Annotated in this window: 16 protein-coding genes; 9 read left to right on the top strand and 7 right to left on the bottom strand. The window is 68.6% G+C overall.

The window, feature by feature from the left end; all coding sequences use genetic code 11:
- Positions 1-73: 73 nt before the first annotated feature.
- Positions 74-3,154 carry an efflux RND transporter permease subunit gene (locus tag LAJ50_RS10995; protein WP_138650978.1) on the top strand — a complete coding sequence of 1,027 codons (3,081 nt, stop codon included), beginning with the start codon at positions 74-76 and terminating at the stop codon, positions 3,152-3,154.
- 18 nt (positions 3,155-3,172) lie between these two features.
- On the opposite strand, the gene LAJ50_RS10990 is transcribed toward LAJ50_RS10995, so the two are convergent.
- The 6 genes from LAJ50_RS10990 to ykgO all read right to left on the bottom strand — a co-directional run bounded on the left by LAJ50_RS10990 (position 3,173) and on the right by ykgO (position 7,674).
- On the bottom strand, positions 3,173-4,405 hold the full coding sequence (locus LAJ50_RS10990; protein ID WP_138650979.1) for a TraB/GumN family protein: 1,233 nt from the start codon (positions 4,403-4,405) through the stop codon (positions 3,173-3,175).
- Between the two features lie 3 nt (positions 4,406-4,408).
- A complete protein-coding gene (locus LAJ50_RS10985) occupies positions 4,409-4,948 on the bottom strand; it encodes a GNAT family N-acetyltransferase (protein ID WP_130552470.1) in 540 nt (179 codons plus the stop codon).
- Between the two features lie 22 nt (positions 4,949-4,970).
- Entirely contained in the window at positions 4,971-5,855 is an 885-nt protein-coding gene (locus LAJ50_RS10980; protein ID WP_130552469.1) for a carbon-nitrogen hydrolase, read from the bottom strand.
- Positions 5,856-5,966: 111 nt separating this feature from the next.
- Positions 5,967-6,998 carry an agmatine deiminase family protein gene (locus LAJ50_RS10975; protein WP_130552468.1) on the bottom strand — a complete coding sequence of 344 codons (1,032 nt, stop codon included), beginning with the start codon at positions 6,996-6,998 and terminating at the stop codon, positions 5,967-5,969.
- Between the two features lie 122 nt (positions 6,999-7,120).
- Positions 7,121-7,447, bottom strand: a complete 327-nt coding sequence (locus LAJ50_RS10970) for a hypothetical protein (protein ID WP_130552467.1) — start codon at positions 7,445-7,447, stop codon at positions 7,121-7,123.
- 101 nt (positions 7,448-7,548) lie between these two features.
- On the bottom strand, positions 7,549-7,674 hold the full coding sequence (ykgO, locus tag LAJ50_RS10965; protein WP_010342887.1) for a type B 50S ribosomal protein L36: 126 nt from the start codon (positions 7,672-7,674) through the stop codon (positions 7,549-7,551).
- Positions 7,675-7,851: 177 nt separating this feature from the next.
- Here ykgO and cmk point away from each other — a divergent pair, with 177 nt between their 5' ends.
- From cmk to galU, 8 genes are all read left to right on the top strand, one after another.
- Complete coding sequence (cmk, locus tag LAJ50_RS10960) at positions 7,852-8,532, top strand: (d)CMP kinase (protein WP_130552466.1); 681 nt, start codon at positions 7,852-7,854, stop codon at positions 8,530-8,532.
- A gap of 164 nt (positions 8,533-8,696) precedes the next feature.
- Complete coding sequence (rpsA, locus tag LAJ50_RS10955; protein ID WP_130552465.1) at positions 8,697-10,388, top strand: 30S ribosomal protein S1; 1,692 nt, start codon at positions 8,697-8,699, stop codon at positions 10,386-10,388.
- A gap of 81 nt (positions 10,389-10,469) precedes the next feature.
- Positions 10,470-10,778: an integration host factor subunit beta gene (locus LAJ50_RS10950; RefSeq protein WP_130518672.1), complete on the top strand. Its 309-nt coding sequence runs from the start codon at positions 10,470-10,472 to the stop codon at positions 10,776-10,778.
- Positions 10,779-10,883: 105 nt separating this feature from the next.
- Complete coding sequence (locus tag LAJ50_RS10945) at positions 10,884-11,171, top strand: LapA family protein (protein WP_130552464.1); 288 nt, start codon at positions 10,884-10,886, stop codon at positions 11,169-11,171.
- 6 nt (positions 11,172-11,177) lie between these two features.
- Positions 11,178-12,356, top strand: coding sequence for a lipopolysaccharide assembly protein LapB (gene lapB, locus LAJ50_RS10940; protein ID WP_130552463.1), 1,179 nt, complete (start codon positions 11,178-11,180; stop codon positions 12,354-12,356).
- Complete coding sequence (locus tag LAJ50_RS10935) at positions 12,356-13,327, top strand: glycosyltransferase family 4 protein (RefSeq protein ID WP_138650980.1); 972 nt, start codon at positions 12,356-12,358, stop codon at positions 13,325-13,327. The genes lapB and LAJ50_RS10935 overlap by 1 nt, the downstream gene beginning before the upstream one ends.
- A 7-nt stretch (positions 13,328-13,334) precedes the next feature.
- Positions 13,335-15,245 (top strand): nucleoside-diphosphate sugar epimerase/dehydratase, encoded by a 1,911-nt coding sequence (locus LAJ50_RS10930; RefSeq protein ID WP_138650981.1) that lies wholly within the window; start codon positions 13,335-13,337, stop codon positions 15,243-15,245.
- Positions 15,242-16,141, top strand: a complete 900-nt coding sequence (gene galU / locus LAJ50_RS10925) for a UTP--glucose-1-phosphate uridylyltransferase GalU (protein WP_138650982.1) — start codon at positions 15,242-15,244, stop codon at positions 16,139-16,141. Before LAJ50_RS10930 ends, galU begins: the two co-directional genes overlap by 4 nt.
- 296 nt (positions 16,142-16,437) lie before the next feature.
- Here the strand turns inward: galU and LAJ50_RS10920 are convergent, their stop codons facing one another.
- Positions 16,438-17,646, bottom strand: coding sequence for an acetyl-CoA C-acyltransferase (locus LAJ50_RS10920; protein WP_138650983.1), 1,209 nt, complete (start codon positions 17,644-17,646; stop codon positions 16,438-16,440).
- Positions 17,647-17,726: the final 80 nt, after the last annotated feature.

The raw sequence follows: 17,726 nt of genomic DNA, 5'->3' as shown, positions 1-17,726 counted from the left end.
GCCGCGAGTTCCTCCTCCCGCCCGGGCCCATGCGCCCGACGCGGGAGCACCATGCGCCTGCGCGAGGTAAGCGATGAGCATCGCCGCGCTCAGCATCCGCCGGCCCGTCACCACGGTGATGTGCTTCGTCTCGCTGCTGGTGATCGGCGCGATCGCGGCGGTGCGGCTGCCGCTGGAGGCCTTCCCGGACATCTCCGCGCCGTTCCTGTTCGTGCAGCTGCCGTATCCGGGCTCCACGCCGGAGGAGGTCGAGCGCAACATCCTGCGCCCGGCCGAGGAGGCGCTGGCGATCATGCCGGGCATCAAGCGTCTGCGCGGCACCGCGACCGCCGATGCGGCCAGCATCTTCATCGAGTTCAGCGACTGGGACCGCGACATCGCCATCGCCGCGTCCGACGCGCGCGAACGCCTCGATGCGATCCGCGGTGACCTGCCCGACGATCTCAAGCGCTATTCGGTGTTCAAGTGGTCCAGCAGCGACCAGCCGATCCTGCGCGTGCGCCTGGCCGGCGACCGCGACATGACTGCCTCGTACGACATGATCGAGCGTGAATTCAAACGCCGGCTGGAGCGCATCCCCGGCGTGGCGCGCGTGGAGATCTCCGGCGCGGCGCCCAACGAGGTGGAGGTGGCGATCGCGCCGGATCGCCTGACCGCGCACGGCCTCAACCTCAACGACCTGACCACGCGCCTGCAGGCGGCGAACTTCTCGATCTCCGCCGGCCAGATCGACGACCACGGCCAGCGCCTGCGCGTGCAGCCGATGGGCGAGGTCGCCGACCTGCAGCAGCTGCGCGAGCTGGTGATCGCCGACAGCGGCCTGCGCCTGGGCGACATCGCCAGCGTGCAGCTCAAGCCCTCGCGCATGGACTACGGCCGCCGCCTGGACGGCAAGCCGGCCGTGGGCATGGACATCTACAAGGAGCGCAGCGCCAACCTGGTGCAGGTCTCGCGCGACACCATGGCCGAGGTGGAGGCCATCCGCGCCCAGCCCGAACTGGCCGATGTGCAGGTCAAGGTGATGGAGAACCAGGGCGAGAACGTCACGTCCTCGCTGCTCGAGCTGGCCGAGGCCGGCGCGATCGGCCTGCTGCTGTCCATCGCCGTGCTGTTCTTCTTCCTGCGCCACTGGCCATCCACGCTGATGGTGACCCTGGCCATCCCGATCTGCTTCGTGATGACCCTGGGCTTCATGTACTTCGCCGGGGTCACGCTCAACATCCTGACGATGATGGGCCTGCTGCTGGCGGTCGGCATGCTGGTCGACAACGCCGTGGTCGTGGTGGAAAGCATCTTCCAGGAGCGCGAGAAGATGCCGGGCGAGCCGGTCAAGGCCGCCTTGCTCGGGACCAGGCATGTCGCCATCGCCCTGTCGGCCGGCACGCTCTGCCATTGCATCGTGTTCGTGCCCAACCTGTTCGGCGAGACCAACCAGATCAGCATCTTCATGGCGCAGATCGCGGTGACCATCTCGGTCTCGCTGCTGGCTTCCTGGCTGGTGGCCATCAGCCTGATCCCGATGCTGTCGGCGCGGATGAAGACGCCGCCGCTGCTGCGTTCCGAGCGCGGCCTGATCCCGTGGCTGCAGCGCCGCTATGCGCGCCTCCTGCGTTGGACGCTGGAGCACCGCGGCTGGAGCGTGTTGGGCATCGTGCTGATCGTGGCCGCCAGCCTGGTTCCGATGAAGCTGACCGAGATGGACATGTTCGGCGGCGGGCAGGCGGGGGAGACCTCGGTGCTGTACCAGTTCCGCGGCTCCTACACCCGCGACCAGATGTCGGCCGAGGTCGCGCGCGCCGAGCAGTACCTGGAAAGCCAGCGCAAGGCGCTGGGCATCACCCAGATCTATTCGTGGTTCAGCGAGAGCGAGGGCGCGTCGAGTTCGGTGAAGTTCGACACCACCGATCCGGACGAGACCAAGCGCCGGGTCGAGCTGCTGCGCAAGGGCCTGCCCAAGTCGGCGCGTGCCGAGATCGTGATGGGCAGCGGCAATGGCAACGGCGGCGGCAACAAGAACGGCGTGCAGGTGCAGCTGACCGGCGACTCGACTGCGGTGTTGCAGGAAATCGCCCGCGACGTGCTGCCGGCGCTGGCCAGCCGCCCGGAACTGCGCGACGTGCGCATCGACGCCGGCGACCAGAGCAGCGAGCTGAAGGTGCGGGTGGACCGCGAGCGCGTCGCGGCGTTTGGCTTCTCGGCGCAGGACGTGGCGAGCTTCGTCAACATCGCCCTGCGCGGCGGCCAGCTGCGCGAGCTGCGCCGCGGCGACACCGAGGTGCCGGTCACCGTACGCTTCGCCGGCGCCGAGCAGTCGACCATCGCCGACCTGGAGGGCTTCATGGTGCGCGCCAAGGACGGGCGCAGCGTGCCGCTGCTGTCGATGGTCAGCATCGACATGGCGCCATCGGCCTCGCAGATCTCGCGCAGCAACCGCCAGACCACGCTGGCCATCACCGCCAACCTGGCCGAGCAGGTCACCGCGGCCAAGGGCCGCGAGGCGATGGAGGCGGTGCTCAAGGCGATGGCCTTCCCGGCCGGCTACCACTACACCTTCGACGGCGGCGACTACCAGGACGACGGCGAGGCCATGCAGCAGATGCTGTTCAACATGGTCATCGCGCTGCTGATGATCTACCTGGTGATGGCGGCGGTGTTCGAGTCGCTGCTGTTCCCGGCGGCGATCATGTCCGGCGTGGTGTTCTCGATTTTCGGCGTGTTCTGGCTGTTCTGGCTCACCGGCACCGCCTTCGGCGTGATGTCCTTCATCGGCATCCTGGTGCTGATGGGCGTGGTGGTGAACAACGGCATCGTGATGATCGAGCACATCAACACGCTGCGCCGCGGCGGCCTGGGCCGCACCGACGCGCTGGTGGAGGGCAGCCGCGAGCGCCTGCGCCCGATCATGATGACCATGGGCACGGCGATCCTGGCGATGGTGCCCATTGCCATGGGCGGCACGCAGATGGGCGGCGACGGCCCGCCGTACTTCCCGATGGCCCGCGCCATCGCCGGCGGCCTGGCGTTCTCGACCGTGGTCAGCCTGCTGTTCCTGCCGACCATCTACGCGATCCTGGACGACCTCAGCGCGGGCATGCGCCGGCTGGTGCGCCGCGCCCGCGGCGTGCCACCGGAGGTCGCGGTCGGCACGGCCTGAGCGCCGTGCCGGCCGGCGTCAGCCCAGCAGCTTGCGCGCCACCAGCACGCCGGTGATCCAGAAGCCGGCCATGCTGCCCAGGTTGGTCAGCATGAAGGTCAGCACCACGCGGCAGACGCGATTGCGGTACCAGCCCTTGAGCGTCTGCGCATCGTCGCGCAGCGCCAGGAAGTCGCCGTAGGCCGGCTTGCGCAGGTGCACCTCGACCAGCGCGCTGAAGGCGCCGGCCGGCAGGCCCGGGCGGAACGGCTTGAGCGGCGCGGCGACGATCGCCGCCAGGATGCTGAGCGGATGACCGGCTGCGGCCAGGCAGCCCAGCCCGGCCAGGCCGCCGGTCAGCACCAGCCACTGCACCAGCAGCGTGCTGCCGACCTTCAGCCCGCCGCTGTAGAAGCCCCAGACGATGCCGCCCAGCACCAGCACGCTCAGCAGCATCATGAGCCAGGGCAGCTTGCGCTTGGGCTGGACGAATTCCAGTTCGCTGCGCACCACGGCCGGGTCGGCCTGGTCCTCGGCCAGGTGCTGGGCCAGGCCCTGCAGATGGCCGGCGCCGACCACGGCCAGCACCTCGCGTGCGCTGCCGGCCTGTTCGCGCAGGCTGGCGGCCATGTAGCGGTCGCGCTCGGCGATCACCGCCTCGTACAGGGCCGGACTCTCCTTGGCGAACTCGCCGAAGCTGGCTTCCAGCATGTCGCCCTGCTTGAGCTGTTCGATTTCCGCCTCGCCCACCTCGTCGGAGGCGAACAGGCCGCCAAGCAGGCCGGCGCCCAGCTTGAGCTTGCCGAACAGGCCCAGCTTGGCCGAGGCGCGCTTGAAGGTCAGGCCGACCTCGCGGTCGATCAGGTGCACGGCCAGCCCGCGCTCACGCGCCACGTCCACCGCGCGCTTGAGCTCGGCGCCGGGCTCGATGCCCAGCTGTTCGGCCAGGCGACGCTGGTAGGCCGCCAGCGCCAGATTGGCCGCGAACAGCGCCACGCGGCCCTTGCGGATCACCTGCACCAGGTCCAGCTTGGCCAGCGCATCCGGATCGCTCAGCGCCTGCAGGCGCTGGGCATCGAGTTCGACGGCCACCGCGTCGTAGGCGCCGCTGTCGATGGCCTGCTGCACGGCCTCGACGCTGGCCTTGGACACGTGTGCGGTGCCCAGCAGCGTGTAGCGCACGCCATCGCGCTGCACCACGCGCTGCGGCTGTTCTGCGCCTTCCTCCCGCTGAAGCATGGCGGGCAGGGCGGTGGAATCGGTGTCGGTCATGGATTACTCGTCGAAAGGAGCGCCGGCAGCGCCTTCACCCAGCGCGCGCTGCATCTGAAGCAGGTCGAGCCAGCGGCCGTGCTTGCGGCCGATGCCCTGGAAGACGCCCACGGTGCGGAAGCCGGCGCGCTCGTGCAAGCGTACCGATACGGCGTTGGCCGAATCGCCGATCACCGCGATCATCTGGCGGAAGCCGCGCGCGATGCAGGTCTCGATCAGCGCCTGCAGCAGCGCGCTGCCGATACGGCGGCCGTGGAAGGCCGTGTCCACGTAGACCGTGTTCTCCACGGTGAAGCGGTAGGCGCGGCGGGCGCGGTAGCTGCCGGCGTAGGCGTAGCCGGCGACGCGGCCCTCGCACTCGGCGACCAGATACGGGTAGCCCTGATCCAGCAGCGCCTGCATCCGACGCCGCATTTCGTTCACGTCCGGCGGGTCTTCTTCGTAGGTGGCCACGCCACCGGTGACCTGCGCGGCGTAGATCGCCGTGATCGCCGGCATGTCCTCGACGCGCACGGGCCGGATGCGCGGCAGCGCGGCGCTCATGCGGACGGCGCGCGCGGGGCCATCAATCGATGTAACGGCGGGTCAGGTCGCCGTAGGCATCGATGCGACGGTCGCGCAGGAATGGCCAGATGCGGCGCACGTGCTCGCTGCGCTGCAGGTCGACCTCGACGCTGAGGATTTCCGCTTCGCCGCCGGCTTCGGCCAGGAACTCGCCCTGCGGCCCCAGCACATGGCTGTTGCCCCAGAAGTCGATCCCCGAGGCGCCCAGCGGCGAGGCCTCGTGGCCGACACGGTTGCAGCTGAGCACCGGCAGGCCGTTGGCCACGGCGTGGCCGCGATGGCTCAGCACCCAGGCATCGCGCTGCCGGGTCTTCTCGTCCTGCGCATCGTCCGGATCCCAGCCGATGGCGGTGGGGTAGAGCAGCAGGTCGGCACCGGCCAGCGCCATCAGGCGCGCGCCCTCCGGATACCACTGGTCCCAGCACACCAGCACGCCCAGGCGGCCGACCGAGGTGTCGATCGGCTTGAAACCCAGGTCGCCCGGGGTGAAGTAGAACTTCTCGTAGAAGCCCGGGTCGTCCGGGATATGCATCTTGCGGTACTTGCCGGCCGTGCTGCCGTCGGCGTCGAACACCACCGCGGTGTTGTGGTACAGCCCGGCGGCGCGGCGCTCGAACAGCGAGCTCACCAGCACTACCTTGTGCTGCCTGGCCAGTTCGGCCAGGCGCGCGGTGCTCGGGCCCGGGATCGGCTCGGCCAGATCGAACTCGTGCACCGACTCGTGCTGGCAGAAATAGGCGCCGTTATGCAGTTCCTGCAGCAGCACCAGTTTGGCGCCGCGCTTGGCGGCCTCGGCCACGCGCTGCTCGATCACCGTCAGATTGGCATCGGCGTCGCCGTGGTTCTTTTCCTGGATCAGGGCAACGGGCAGGGTGCGACGGGTCATGGCGGCGGTGCGACAGCAGGGGGAGAAGGAATGGTAACGCGGATGTGTGGGACGCCCTGCGTCCGTGCAAGGCCGCTCACGCGGCCGGGCGCGATGCCACACGGCGCGGGTTCACGCGGCCAGCAGGCCCTCGGGCAGCTGCATGGTCACGCAGTGCAGGCTGCCGTTCTGCCAGATCAGCGGACGGCAGGGGATCTGCACGATCTCCCGGCCCGGATAGGCCTTGGCCAGCACTTCGGCGGCCGGGCCATCGGCCGGATCGCCGTAGGCGGGCATCAGCACCGCGCCGTTGAGGATCAGGTAATTGGCATAGCTGGCGGCCAGGCGACGGCCGTCGTCCAGGATCGGCTGCGCCCACGGCAGCGGATACAGCGTGTACGGCGCGCCACCGGGTGTGCGCAGCGCAGCGAGTTCCTCACCCATCGCGGTCAGCTCGGCGTGGTGCGCATCGCCGGTGTCGTCGCAGGCCTGGTAGACGATGGCATCGCCCGGCGCGAAGCGGGCCAGGGTATCGATGTGGGCGTCGGTGTCGTCGCCTTCCAGATAGCCATGGTCCAGCCACAGCACGCGCTGCTGCTGCAGCGAGGTCTTCAGCGTATCGGTGATCTGCGCGCGCGAGGCATCCGGATGGCGCTCGTGCAGGCAGCGCCAGGTGGTCAGCAGGGTGCCGGCGCCATCGGTCTCGATGCCGCCGCCTTCCAGCGCGAAGTCCACGCGCTGCACATAGGCGTCGCGGAACACGCCCGCGCCGGCCAGCGCGCCGACCAGCAGGTCGTCCAGCGAGGCCTCGTACTTGCCGCCCCAGCCGGTGAAGCGGAAGTCCATCAGCTTGAAGCCTTCGGCGCCGCGTAGGCTGATCGGGCCCGAATCGCGCAGCCAGGTGTCGTCGTACGGCGCCTCGACGAAGCGCACGCGCTCCATGTCCACGCGCGCCGAGCGCAGGCGCGCCTCGGCGTATACCTGCAGGTCCGCGTCGGCCACGCAGATCACCACCGGCTGGAAGCGGGTGATGCCCGCCACCAGGGCGATATAGGTCTCTTCGACCGATTCCAGGCGCGCGGCCCAGTCGGTGCCGGCATGCGGCCACGCGATGAGGATCGCGGATTGGGGTTCCCACTCCGCGGGGAAACGGACATTGGTCATCGGGTTTTCCATCAGCTGCGCCGGGATCGCACACCGGCAGGTCCTGCTTGATTATGCGGTCCTCGCGTCGGGGCGATGACCGCGAGGCGGCCTGCGCGCCGCAGACCGCAGGTGAACTCGCCTTAGCGGATCGGCGGCTTGGGGCCGATCTCGTTGGGGCTGGCCTTGTTGGTCACCACGTCGATCACCTTGTTCTTCTCGAAGTACACGGTGAAGTTGGGGTAGACCCAGCGGTTGATCGTCGGCCACTGGCGCTTCTGCCCGCCGCGCGGGTCCAGGCGCTGCTGCGGCGCGCCGAACCTGGCTTCCACCTCACGCGTGGTCAGCCCGCGCACCGGCAGGTTGGAGGCAGGATCGCGTGCGCGGTCGACCAGCAGGGTCTCGGCACCGGACGGGCCGGTCAGCGCGGCCAGGGCGATCAGGGACAGCAGGCGCAGGCGAGGCTTCATGACGAGGTTCCCCCAGGTGAGGCGGTCTTTATAGCAGAGCGGCCACAACAAAAAACCGCCCGGCGAAGGGCGGTTTCCGGTGCATCGCACGGCGCTGGAACTCAGCGCTGGCGAGCCTTGAAGCGCGGATTGGACTTGCAGATCACGAAGACCTTGCCACGACGGCGGACCACCTTGCAGTCGCGGTGACGGGCCTTCGCCGACTTCAGGGAGGACAGGACCTTCATGACGTAAAACCTCGGCGTGGAATGGGATGGAACCTACTAAGCCCGCCATTCTAGCCTGGCTTTCCGAGTCGATTCAAGCAGTTGGCCGGAAATTTCTTCGCTACCGGATCACGCCTGGGGCAAGGGGCCGCGCGGGTCGGCGATAATGCGGCGTTTCCCCATGCCGAGCCCGCCATCATGACAGCCTCCGTTCCCGTCCTCACCATCGATGGTCCGTCCGGGGCGGGCAAGGGCACGGTCAGCCGCCTGGCCGCGACCCGGCTGGGCTGGCACTACCTGGACTCGGGCGCGCTGTACCGGGCGGTCGGGGTGGCGGCCAGCTGGGCCGACCTGGACCTGTCCGACGCCGCCGCCCTGGTGCGTTGCACCTTCGATACCCACGTCAGCTTCCGCGACCAGGAAGGCGCCGAGATGCGGGTGCTGGTCAACGGCGTGGACGCCACCGACGAGCTGCGGCTGGAAACCACGGGCACCGTGGCCTCGGCGATCGCCGCGATCCCCGAGGTGCGCTCGGCGCTGAAGGAGCGCCAGCGGGCCTTCCGCACCGCGCCCGGCCTGGTCGCCGACGGCCGGGACATGGGGACGGTCATCTTCCCGGACGCTCCCTACAAGGTGTTCCTGACCGCCAGCGCCGAGGAGCGCGCCGAGCGCCGCTATAAGCAGTTGAAAGACAAGGGGGTTTCGGTCACAATCGACGGTCTGCTGCGCGAGATCCTCGCGCGCGACGCCCGCGACGCCCAGCGCACGGTGGCGCCGCTGCGGCCGGCGCAAGACGCCGTCCTCATCGACACCACGGGCCTGGACATCGATGCCGTCGTCACGCGGGTGCTGGCCCTGGTGCCGGCGCCCGCCGCCTGAGTCGATCGCGGCAGACATCAACCCCACCTCGTCCATGTCGGCCGGGGTGGTCATCCAACCAACCAACACACGGCAGCCGCCATTGGTGCCGCAACGGGTGGACAGGGGCCAAGGCCGCCGCAGGCGGTGAGCACCTGTCCGTGTGTCCAACTGAGTAATCAACAATGACCGAATCATTTGCAGAACTGTTCGAGCAGAGCCAGACCCATCTGGCCAAGCTGAAGCCGGGCGCCATCGTCGTCGGCACCGTGGTCGAGGTGCGCAACGACGTGGTGGTGATCAACGCCGGCCTGAAGTCCGAAGGCATCGTGCCGATCGAACAGTTCCGTAACGACGCCGGCGAGATCGACGTGGGCGTGGGCGACCAGGTGAAGGTCGCGCTCGACTCGCTCGAGAACGGCTTCGGCGAAACCGTCCTGTCGCGCGAGAAGGCCAAGCGCGCCATGGTGTGGGACGAGCTGGAAGAAGCCCTGGAGAAGAACGAGACCATCACCGGCCGCATCAGCGGCAAGGTCAAGGGCGGCTTCACCGTCGACATCAAGGACGTGCGCGCGTTCCTGCCCGGCTCGCTGGTCGATGTGCGCCCGGTGCGCGATCCCGGCTACCTGGAAGGCAAGGAGCTGGAGTTCAAGCTCATCAAGCTGGACCGCAAGCGCAACAACGTGGTCGTTTCCCGCCGCGCCGTCGTCGAGTCCGAGCACTCCGAGGAGCGCGAGGCCCTGATGGACAAGCTGCAGGAAGGCGTGGTGCTGAAGGGTGTGGTCAAGAACCTCACCGACTACGGCGCGTTCGTCGACCTGGGCGGCATCGATGGCCTGCTGCACATCACCGACATGGCCTGGAAGCGCGTGCGCCATCCGTCCGAGGTGGTGGAAGTCGGCCAGGAGCTGGAAGTGCGCGTGCTCAAGTACGACCGCGAGCGCAACCGCGTCAGCCTGGGCCTGAAGCAGCTGGGCGAGGATCCGTGGGACAACATCGCCCGCCGCTATCCGTCCAACAGCCGCGTGTTCGGCAAGGTCTCCAACGTCACCGATTACGGCGCGTTCGTCGAGATCGAGCCGGGCGTGGAAGGCCTGGTGCACGTGTCCGAGATGGACTGGACCAACAAGAACGTCAACCCGTCCAAGGTCGTGCAGGTCGGTGACGAGGTCGAAGTCATGGTCCTGGACGTGGACGAAGAGCGTCGCCGCATCTCGCTGGGCATGAAGCAGGTCGCCGCCAATCCGTGGGAGACCTTCGCGGCCATCCACAAGAAGGGCGACAAGGTGTCCGGTCAGATCAAGTCGATCACCGACTTCGGCATCTTCATCGGCCTGGACGGCGGCATCGACGGCCTGATCCACCTGTCGGACATCAGCTGGAACTCGACCGGCGAGGACATCGCCCGCAACTTCAAGAAGGGCGACACGCTGGACGCCGTGGTGCTGGCCGTCGATCCGGAGCGCGAGCGCATCAGCCTTGGCGTCAAGCAGCTGGAGCAGGATCCGTTCGGCCAGTACATGGCCTCGCATCCGAAGGGCTCCAAGGTCGAAGGCACCGTCAAGGAAGTTGATTCCAAGGGCGCCACGATCGAGCTGGCCGACGGCATCGAGGGCTATGTCTCGGCCCGCGACATCAGCCACGACCGCGTGGACGATGCCAGCCAGCACCTGAAGGTCGGCGACAAGGTCGAAGCCAAGTTCATCGGCATGGACCGCAAGGGCCGCACGATGCAGCTGTCGATCAAGGCCAAGGACGAGGCGGAAACCGCCGAGGCGCTGGCCGAGTACAACAAGACCGCTGCCGAGGCCGCCACCGGTACCACCAGCCTGGGTGCGCTGCTGCGCGCGCAGCTGGACGGCGGCAAGTCCGAGTAATCCCGCAACACGCTTGAAAGCCATGCCGGCCCGGTTCGTCCGGGCCGGCCATGGTCATGCCCAACGCGCACCCCGCAGCCGATGACGAAATCCGAACTGATCGAGATTCTGACCCGCCGACAGCCGCACCTGAAGCCGGACGACGTCGACCTGGCGGTCAAGTCGCTGCTGGAGATGATGGGAAGTGCGCTGACCCGCGGCGAGCGCATCGAGATCCGTGGCTTCGGCAGTTTTTCCCTGCACTATCGTCCGCCGCGCATGGGGCGTAACCCCAAGACCGGCGATGCCGTGGCCCTGCCGGCCAAGCACGTCCCCCATTTCAAGCCGGGCAAGGAGCTGCGCGAACGCGTCAGCACCGTGGCCCCGATCGAGGAAATCGGCAGCGACTAGCGCCGCGCGCGCTCGCTCCGCTCCGCAACCAGGGCCATCAGCCCTGCCTTCCCCAGCTGGCGGCCTCGGCTAAGCTAGGCGCCATTCGCCTCCCGGAGGGATCCCATGAATATCGTTCGCCTGATCATTGCCCTGGTCTGTCTGGCCATCGGGCTCGTCATCGGCATCCTCAATACCCAGCCGATCACGCTCAACCTGCTGGTCACGCAGATCTCCACCGGCTCGGGCGCGGCCATCATCGTCTCGCTGCTGGCCGGCGTGTGCATCGGCGCGCTGATCGTGCTGGCCACCGTGGCCTGGCCGCTGTACGCGCGCCTGCGCAAGGCCGGGCGCGTGACCGCACCCACCACCGGCGCGCGCACCGACGCCGTGCCGCCGGGTCCGGGAGTCTGACGCCCGATGGAATTTCTCGACCAGTGGTTCTGGTTCATCCTGTTCGTGCCGCTGGCGGCACTGGTGGGCTGGGTAATCGGCCGTCGTGGCGGACAGCGCCACAACGTCACCCAGGTCAGCCACCTGTCCAGCACCTACTTCCGCGGCCTGAACTATCTGCTCAACGAGCAGAACGACAAGGCCATCGAGCTGTTCCTGCATGTGGCCGAGCTGGACAAGGAGACCTTCGAAACCCAGGTCGCCCTGGGCCATCTGTTCCGCCGCCGCGGTGAGGTCGATCGCGCCATCCGTCTGCACCAGGGGCTGGTGCAGCGCAACGACCTGACCGACGCGCAGCGCGTGCAGGCCCTGCTGGCCCTGGGCGAGGACTACATGCGCTCGGGCCTGCTCGACCGCGCCGAGACGGTGTTCACCGACCTGGCGCGCATCGACCAACGCGCGCCGCAGGCGCTGCGGCACCTGATCAGCATCTACCAGGCCGAACGCGACTGGGAGAAGGCGATCGACAACGCCACCCGCTATGAGGAAGTCACCGGCGAGCCGATGGGCAAGCTGGTGGCGATGTTCCAGTGCGAGCTGGCCGAGCGCTACCGCACCGCCAACGACGCCGAGGCCGCCCGCGCCGCCGTGGCGCGCGCCTACCAGGCCGATGCCAAGAGCGTGCGCGCCGGCATCCTGGAGGGGCGCCTGGAGGTCGAGGCCGGCCATCCCGAGGCCGCGATCCGCGCCTTCGAGCGCGCCGCGCGCCACGATCCGGACTACCTGCCCGAGATCCTGCCCGGGCTGCTGGCCAGCTATGAGCAGGTGGGCGACGTGCCGGGCGCGCGCGCCTTCCTGTCGGAGATGTGCGAGCACTACCGCGGCATCGCCCCGGTGTTGGCGCTGACCCGGCTGGTCGAGCGCCACGATGGCCTGCACCAGGCGCGCGTCTATCTGGCGCGCCAGCTCAAGGACCGGCCCTCGGTGCGCGGCGAGGCGGCGCTGATCGACCTGACCCTGTCCGAGGGCACCGACGCCGACGCCACGCTGCACGACCTCAAGCACATCACCGACCAGCTGCTGGTGCGCAACCCCAGCTACCGCTGCACGCGCTGCGGTTTCGGCGCGCGCACGCACCACTGGCAATGCCCCAGCTGCAAGGAGTGGGGCACGGTCAAGCCGCTGCTGAACTACGCCGTCGTCTGATGCCGGCACTGGCCTATGGCGTGGGGCTGGCCGCGCTCGCGGCGGTCTTGACCTGGCTGACGCGCGTCTACGCGCTGCGGCGTGGACTGATGGATGCCCCCGGCGAGCGGCGCAGCCACAGCGTGGCCACCCCGCGCGGTGGCGGCATCGCGATCGTGGTAACGGTGCTGCTGGGCTGCGTCTGGCAGGCCTGGAACGCGGAGCCGGGGCAGGGCATGCCTGTCGTCCTGTTCGCGGTGGGCCTTGCCCTGGTCGCCGGCATCGGCTGGCTGGACGACCATCGCCCGCTTTCGGCCCGGCTGCGGTTTTCCATCCATCTGATCGCGGCCGGCCTGCTGGCTGTCGCGCTGTGGCGCCTGGGTTACGCCGTTTGGCTTGTAGTGGCCGGCTTCTGCCTGGCCGCGAGCCTGATCAACATCTGGAACTTCATGGACGGCATCAATGGCCTGGCGGCAAGCCAGGCCGCGATCGCCGCGGCCGGGCTAGCGCTGGTGCTCCCCGCTGGCTGGTCGTTGCTCGCCATCGCACTCTGCGGAGGCTGCCTCGGTTTCCTGCCGTTCAACTTTCCACGCGCGCGGATTTTCCTCGGAGATGTCGGCAGCGGTGCGCTGGGATACGTGCTGGCAGCGCTTACAGTGGTCGCCGCCACGCGCACGACCGTGCCGATCTTGCCGCTCATGCCACTGACGCTGTTTAGCGTTGACGCGGGTTTCACCCTTTCGCGTCGTGTACTGTCTGGCGAGCCGTGGTGGCAGCCGCATACCACGCACGCCTACCAGCGCGCCGCCCGTCGCCTGGGGCATACCAGAGTGACCGCCGCTTGTGCCATCTTCACGCTCACCGCTACGATCGCGATGGTTCTGTCATGGCACCTTCGGGGATGGTTCCCGCTGGTGATCGCAGCGACTTGCTTCGCCTTCGCCTCATGGACTTGGGTGCGGCTGCAGGCCAGAACCCGACTCCAGGGATGAGGATTGCATGATGACTTGGCGTTCGCGCCTTTCGGTGACCCTGCCGCGCGCGGCGATCGTGGGGCACGACCTGCTGATGGTCTGGCTGTGCTGGCACGGGCTGCACTGGTTGCGCTATGCCATGGTCCCGGGCGCGCCCTCGCTGCCGTGGTGGTCCACGGAAAGCGCCATCGTCCTGATCGCGCAGGGCATCGTGTTCTGGCGGGTGGGGCTGTATCGCGGCCTGTGGCGCTTCGCCAGCGTCCCGGACCTGGCCAACATCTTCAAGGCGGGCCTGATCGGCCTGCTCGCCATCTCCATCTGCCTGGTGATCTACAACCGCATCGACGCGGTCTCGCGCGCGGCGCTGCTGCTGTATCCGTTCGGCCTGGTCGGCCTGCTCGGCCTGCCGCGGCTGCTCTATCGCGCCTGGAAGGACCACCAGGTCGCCGACGCGGTCGATGTGCGCGCCAAGCGCGTGCTGATCCTGGGCGCGGGCCGCGCGGCCGAGGCGCTGCTGCGCGACCTGCGCCGTAGTGGCGCCTGGGAGCCCGTCGGCCTGCTGGACGACGACGAGAAGCTGCAGGGCACCAAGCTGCGCGGCGTGCCGGTGCTGGGCAAGCTGGACGATGCCGCCAACATCGCCCGCGAAACCGCCGCGCGCCTGGTGGTCATCGCGATGCCCTCACTAGATGCCTCGCAGATGCAGCGCGTGGTCGGCATCTGCGAGAACGCCGGGTTGCCGTTCCGCACGGTCCCGCGCCTGGTCGACATCCTGGAAGGCCGCTCCATGCCGGGCGAGCTGAAGGAGGTCGCGATCGACGACCTGCTCGGCCGCAAGCCGGTGACCCCGGACTGGAAGCTGATTCGCGGCTGGCTGGGCGGGCGCACGGTGCTGGTGACCGGCGCCGGCGGTTCGATCGGTTCGGAGCTGTGCCGCCAGTGCGCGCGCCATGGCGCCGCGCGCATCGCGCTGATGGAAATCAGCGAGTGGGCGCTGATCCGCTCGCACCAGGCGCTGGCAAAGGCCTTCCCCGACCTGGAAGTGATCCCGTTCCTGGGCAACTGCGGCGATCCGGCGGCCATCCGCCGCGCGCTGGCCATCGTCCAGCCCGACGCGGTCTTCCACGCGGCCGCCTACAAGCACGTGCCGCTGCTCGAAGGCCAGCTGCGCGAGGCGATCCGCAACAACGTGCTGGTGACCGAGACCATGGCGCGGGCCTGCCGCGAGGCCAAGGTCGGTACCTTCGTCTTCATCTCGACCGACAAGGCGGTGGACCCGGCCAACGTGCTGGGCGCCAGCAAGCGCCTGGCGGAGATGACCTGCCAGAGCCTGGACGAGCGGGGCGGCGGCACGCGCTTCACCACGGTGCGCTTCGGCAACGTGCTGGATTCGGCCGGTTCGGTGGTCCCGCTGTTCCGCGAGCAGATCCGCACCGGCGGCCCGGTCACGGTGACCCATCCGGACGTGACCCGCTACTTCATGACGATCCCCGAGGCCTGCCAGCTGATCGTCCAGGCCGCCGCCAGTGCCGCGCATGCCTCGATCTACACCCTGGACATGGGCGAGCCGATCCCGATCCGCATCCTGGCCGAGCAGATGATCCGCCTGGCGGGCAAGCAGCCCGGCCGCGACATCGCCATCACCTATACCGGCCTGCGTCCCGGCGAGAAGCTGCACGAGACGCTGTTCCATGCCGAGGAACTGTATCGGCCGACCGCGCATTCGAAGATCCTCGAGGCCCGCGCCCGCGACGTCTCGCCCGAGGCTGTCACGCGGGCATTGCAGCAGCTGCGTCAAGCTGTCGCCGATTACGACGATGAGACCATGCGCCGCGTGCTGCATGCGGCGATTCCGGAGTTCATCCCGGCGCCGGAGCACGAGGCCATGAATACCGTCGTCCAATTCCCCACTCGAGAGGCCAGGAACCACCGATGACCCAACGTATTCGCAAGGCAGTCTTCCCCGTCGCCGGACTTGGCACGCGCTTCCTGCCGGCCACCAAGACCGTGCCGAAGGAGATGCTGCCGATCATCGACCGGCCGTTGATCCAGTACGCCGTCGATGAGGCCGTCGAGGCCGGCTGCGACACGTTGATCTTCGTCACCAACCGCTACAAGCACGCCATCGGCGATTACTTCGACAAGGCCTACGAGCTCGAGCACCGCCTGGAGCAGTCGGGCAAGCACGAACTGCTCGAGAAGGTGCGCAAGCCGCTGCCCGACGGCGTGCGCGCGATCTTCGTCACCCAGCCCGAGGCGCTGGGCCTGGGCCACGCGGTGCTGTGCGCCAAGCCGATCGTGGGCGACGAGCCGTTCGCGGTGATGCTGCCCGACGATCTGATCGTCAACCGCAACGGCGACGGCGCGCTCAAGCAGATGGCCGATGCCCACGAGGCGACCGGTGCCAGCCAGATCGCGGTGCAGGACGTCGCGCCGGACAAGACCGACAGCTATGGCATCGTCGCCACCGAGTCGTTCAACGACCGCAGCGGCAAGATCACCGCGATGGTGGAAAAGCCCAAGCCGGCCGATGCGCCCAGCAATCTGGGCGTGGTGGGGCGTTACGTGCTCGACGGCAGCATCTTCCAGCTGCTGGAGCGCACCAAGCCGGGTGCGGGCGGAGAGATCCAGCTGACCGACGCGATCGCCACGCTGCTGCAGCGCAAGCCCGTGCACGCCTATCGCTTCAAGGGCACCCGCTTCGACTGCGGCGCCCACATCGGCCTGGTCGAGGCGACCATCAGCTACGCGCTGCACAGCGAGAAGATCGGCGAAGCGGCCGCTAAGGCCATGCGCGAGGCGCTCAAGGAGCTGGGCGTGCGCGAGGACTAAGCAGGCCCCGCGGGCTGGCTCCGACCACGAGAAAGGCGGCCTATGGCCGCCTTTTTCGTTCCAGGAGCCGGAAGACTCCAGCGAGGCTCGAACCGGCGATCTCGCTGCGAACTGACGCGGTGGGAGCCGCCATGGCGGCGATCGGGCTTTACCGGGAAAGCCTCATCTCCACCATGGCGGCTCCCAGGACCACTCGGAAGTTCAATCGCCGCCGGCCCGCCGATGCTGCGATCTTCCGAGCAGCCTCGCCACCAGCGCCCAGGGGAGACCTCGGATGCGAGGTCCCCCGCCGGGTCTCAGAGCGCCTCGAAGATGCCCGCCGCGCCCATGCCGGTGCCGATGCACATGGTCACCATGCCGTACTTCTGCTGGCGACGGCGCAGGCCGTGGACGATGGTCGCGGTGCGGATCGCACCGGTCGCGCCCAGCGGGTGGCCCAGGGCAATGGCGCCGCCCAGCGGATTGACCTTGGACGGATCGAGTTCGCTGTCGCGGATCACCGCCAGCGACTGCGCGGCGAAGGCCTCGTTGAGCTCGATCCAGTCCAGCTGGTCCTTGGTCAGGCCGGCCTGCCTGAGCGCCTTCGGGATGGCCTCGATCGGGCCGATGCCCATCACTTCCGGACGCACGCCGGCCACGGAAAAACTGACGAAGCGCGCCAGCGGGGTCAGCCCGTAGTCCTTGATCGCCTGCTCGGAGGCCAGCAGCACCGCGCCGGCGCCGTCGCTCATCTGCGAGGAGTTGCCGGCCGTGACGCTGCCGCCGAACTGGCCGTTGCGGAACACCGGGCGCAGCTTGGCCAGGCCCTCCAGCGAGCTGTCCGGGCGCGGGCCCTCGTCGTGCTCCACCCGCAGCTTGCGCAGGGCGATGGTGTTGCCGTCGGCCAGACTGGGCTGATAGGAGTGGATCTCGTACGGGGTGATCTCCGCGGCGAACTCGCCGGCCTGGATCGCGGCGATGGCCTTCTGGTGCGAGGCTAGGGCGAAGGCGTCCTGGTCCTCGCGCGAGACCTTCCATTCCTCGGCCACCTTCTCGGCGGTGATGCCCATGCCGTAGGCGATGGCGACGTGGTCGTCCTTGAACACCGACGGCGACAGGGCGATCTTGTTGCCCATCATCGGCACCATCGACATCGACTCGGTGCCGCCGGCCAGCATCAGGTCGGCATTGCCCAGGCGGATCTGGTCGGCCGCCAGCGCCACGGCCTGCAGGCCGGAGGAGCAGAAGCGGTTGATGGTCTGGCCGGCCACGGTGTTGGGCAGGCCGGCCAGCAGCACGCCGATGCGCGCCACGTTCATGCCCTGCTCGCCCTCGGGCATGGCGCAGCCGATGATGGCATCGTCGATGCGGCCCAGGTCGATGCCCGGCGCCTGCGCGACCACGGCCTTGAGGACGTGAGCGAGCATGTCGTCGGGACGGGTGTTGCGGAACATGCCCTTGGGCGCCTTGCCGACCGGCGTGCGGGTGGCGGCGACGATGTAGGCGTCCTGGATTTGCTTGGTCATTTGGCTTTCTCCGAAAGCCGGGAATGGGGAATGGGGAGTCGGGAATCGGGGAGGCGGATTCGCGCGATCTGCAGCAGTCC

Origin of the sequence: Pseudoxanthomonas sp. X-1 (assembly GCF_020042665.1) — a bacterium.
GTDB classification, from domain to species: domain Bacteria; phylum Pseudomonadota; class Gammaproteobacteria; order Xanthomonadales; family Xanthomonadaceae; genus Pseudoxanthomonas_A; species Pseudoxanthomonas_A spadix_A.
The sequence above is the reverse complement of the archived record's forward strand: the minus strand, read 5'-3'. Positions and strand labels throughout refer to the sequence as shown.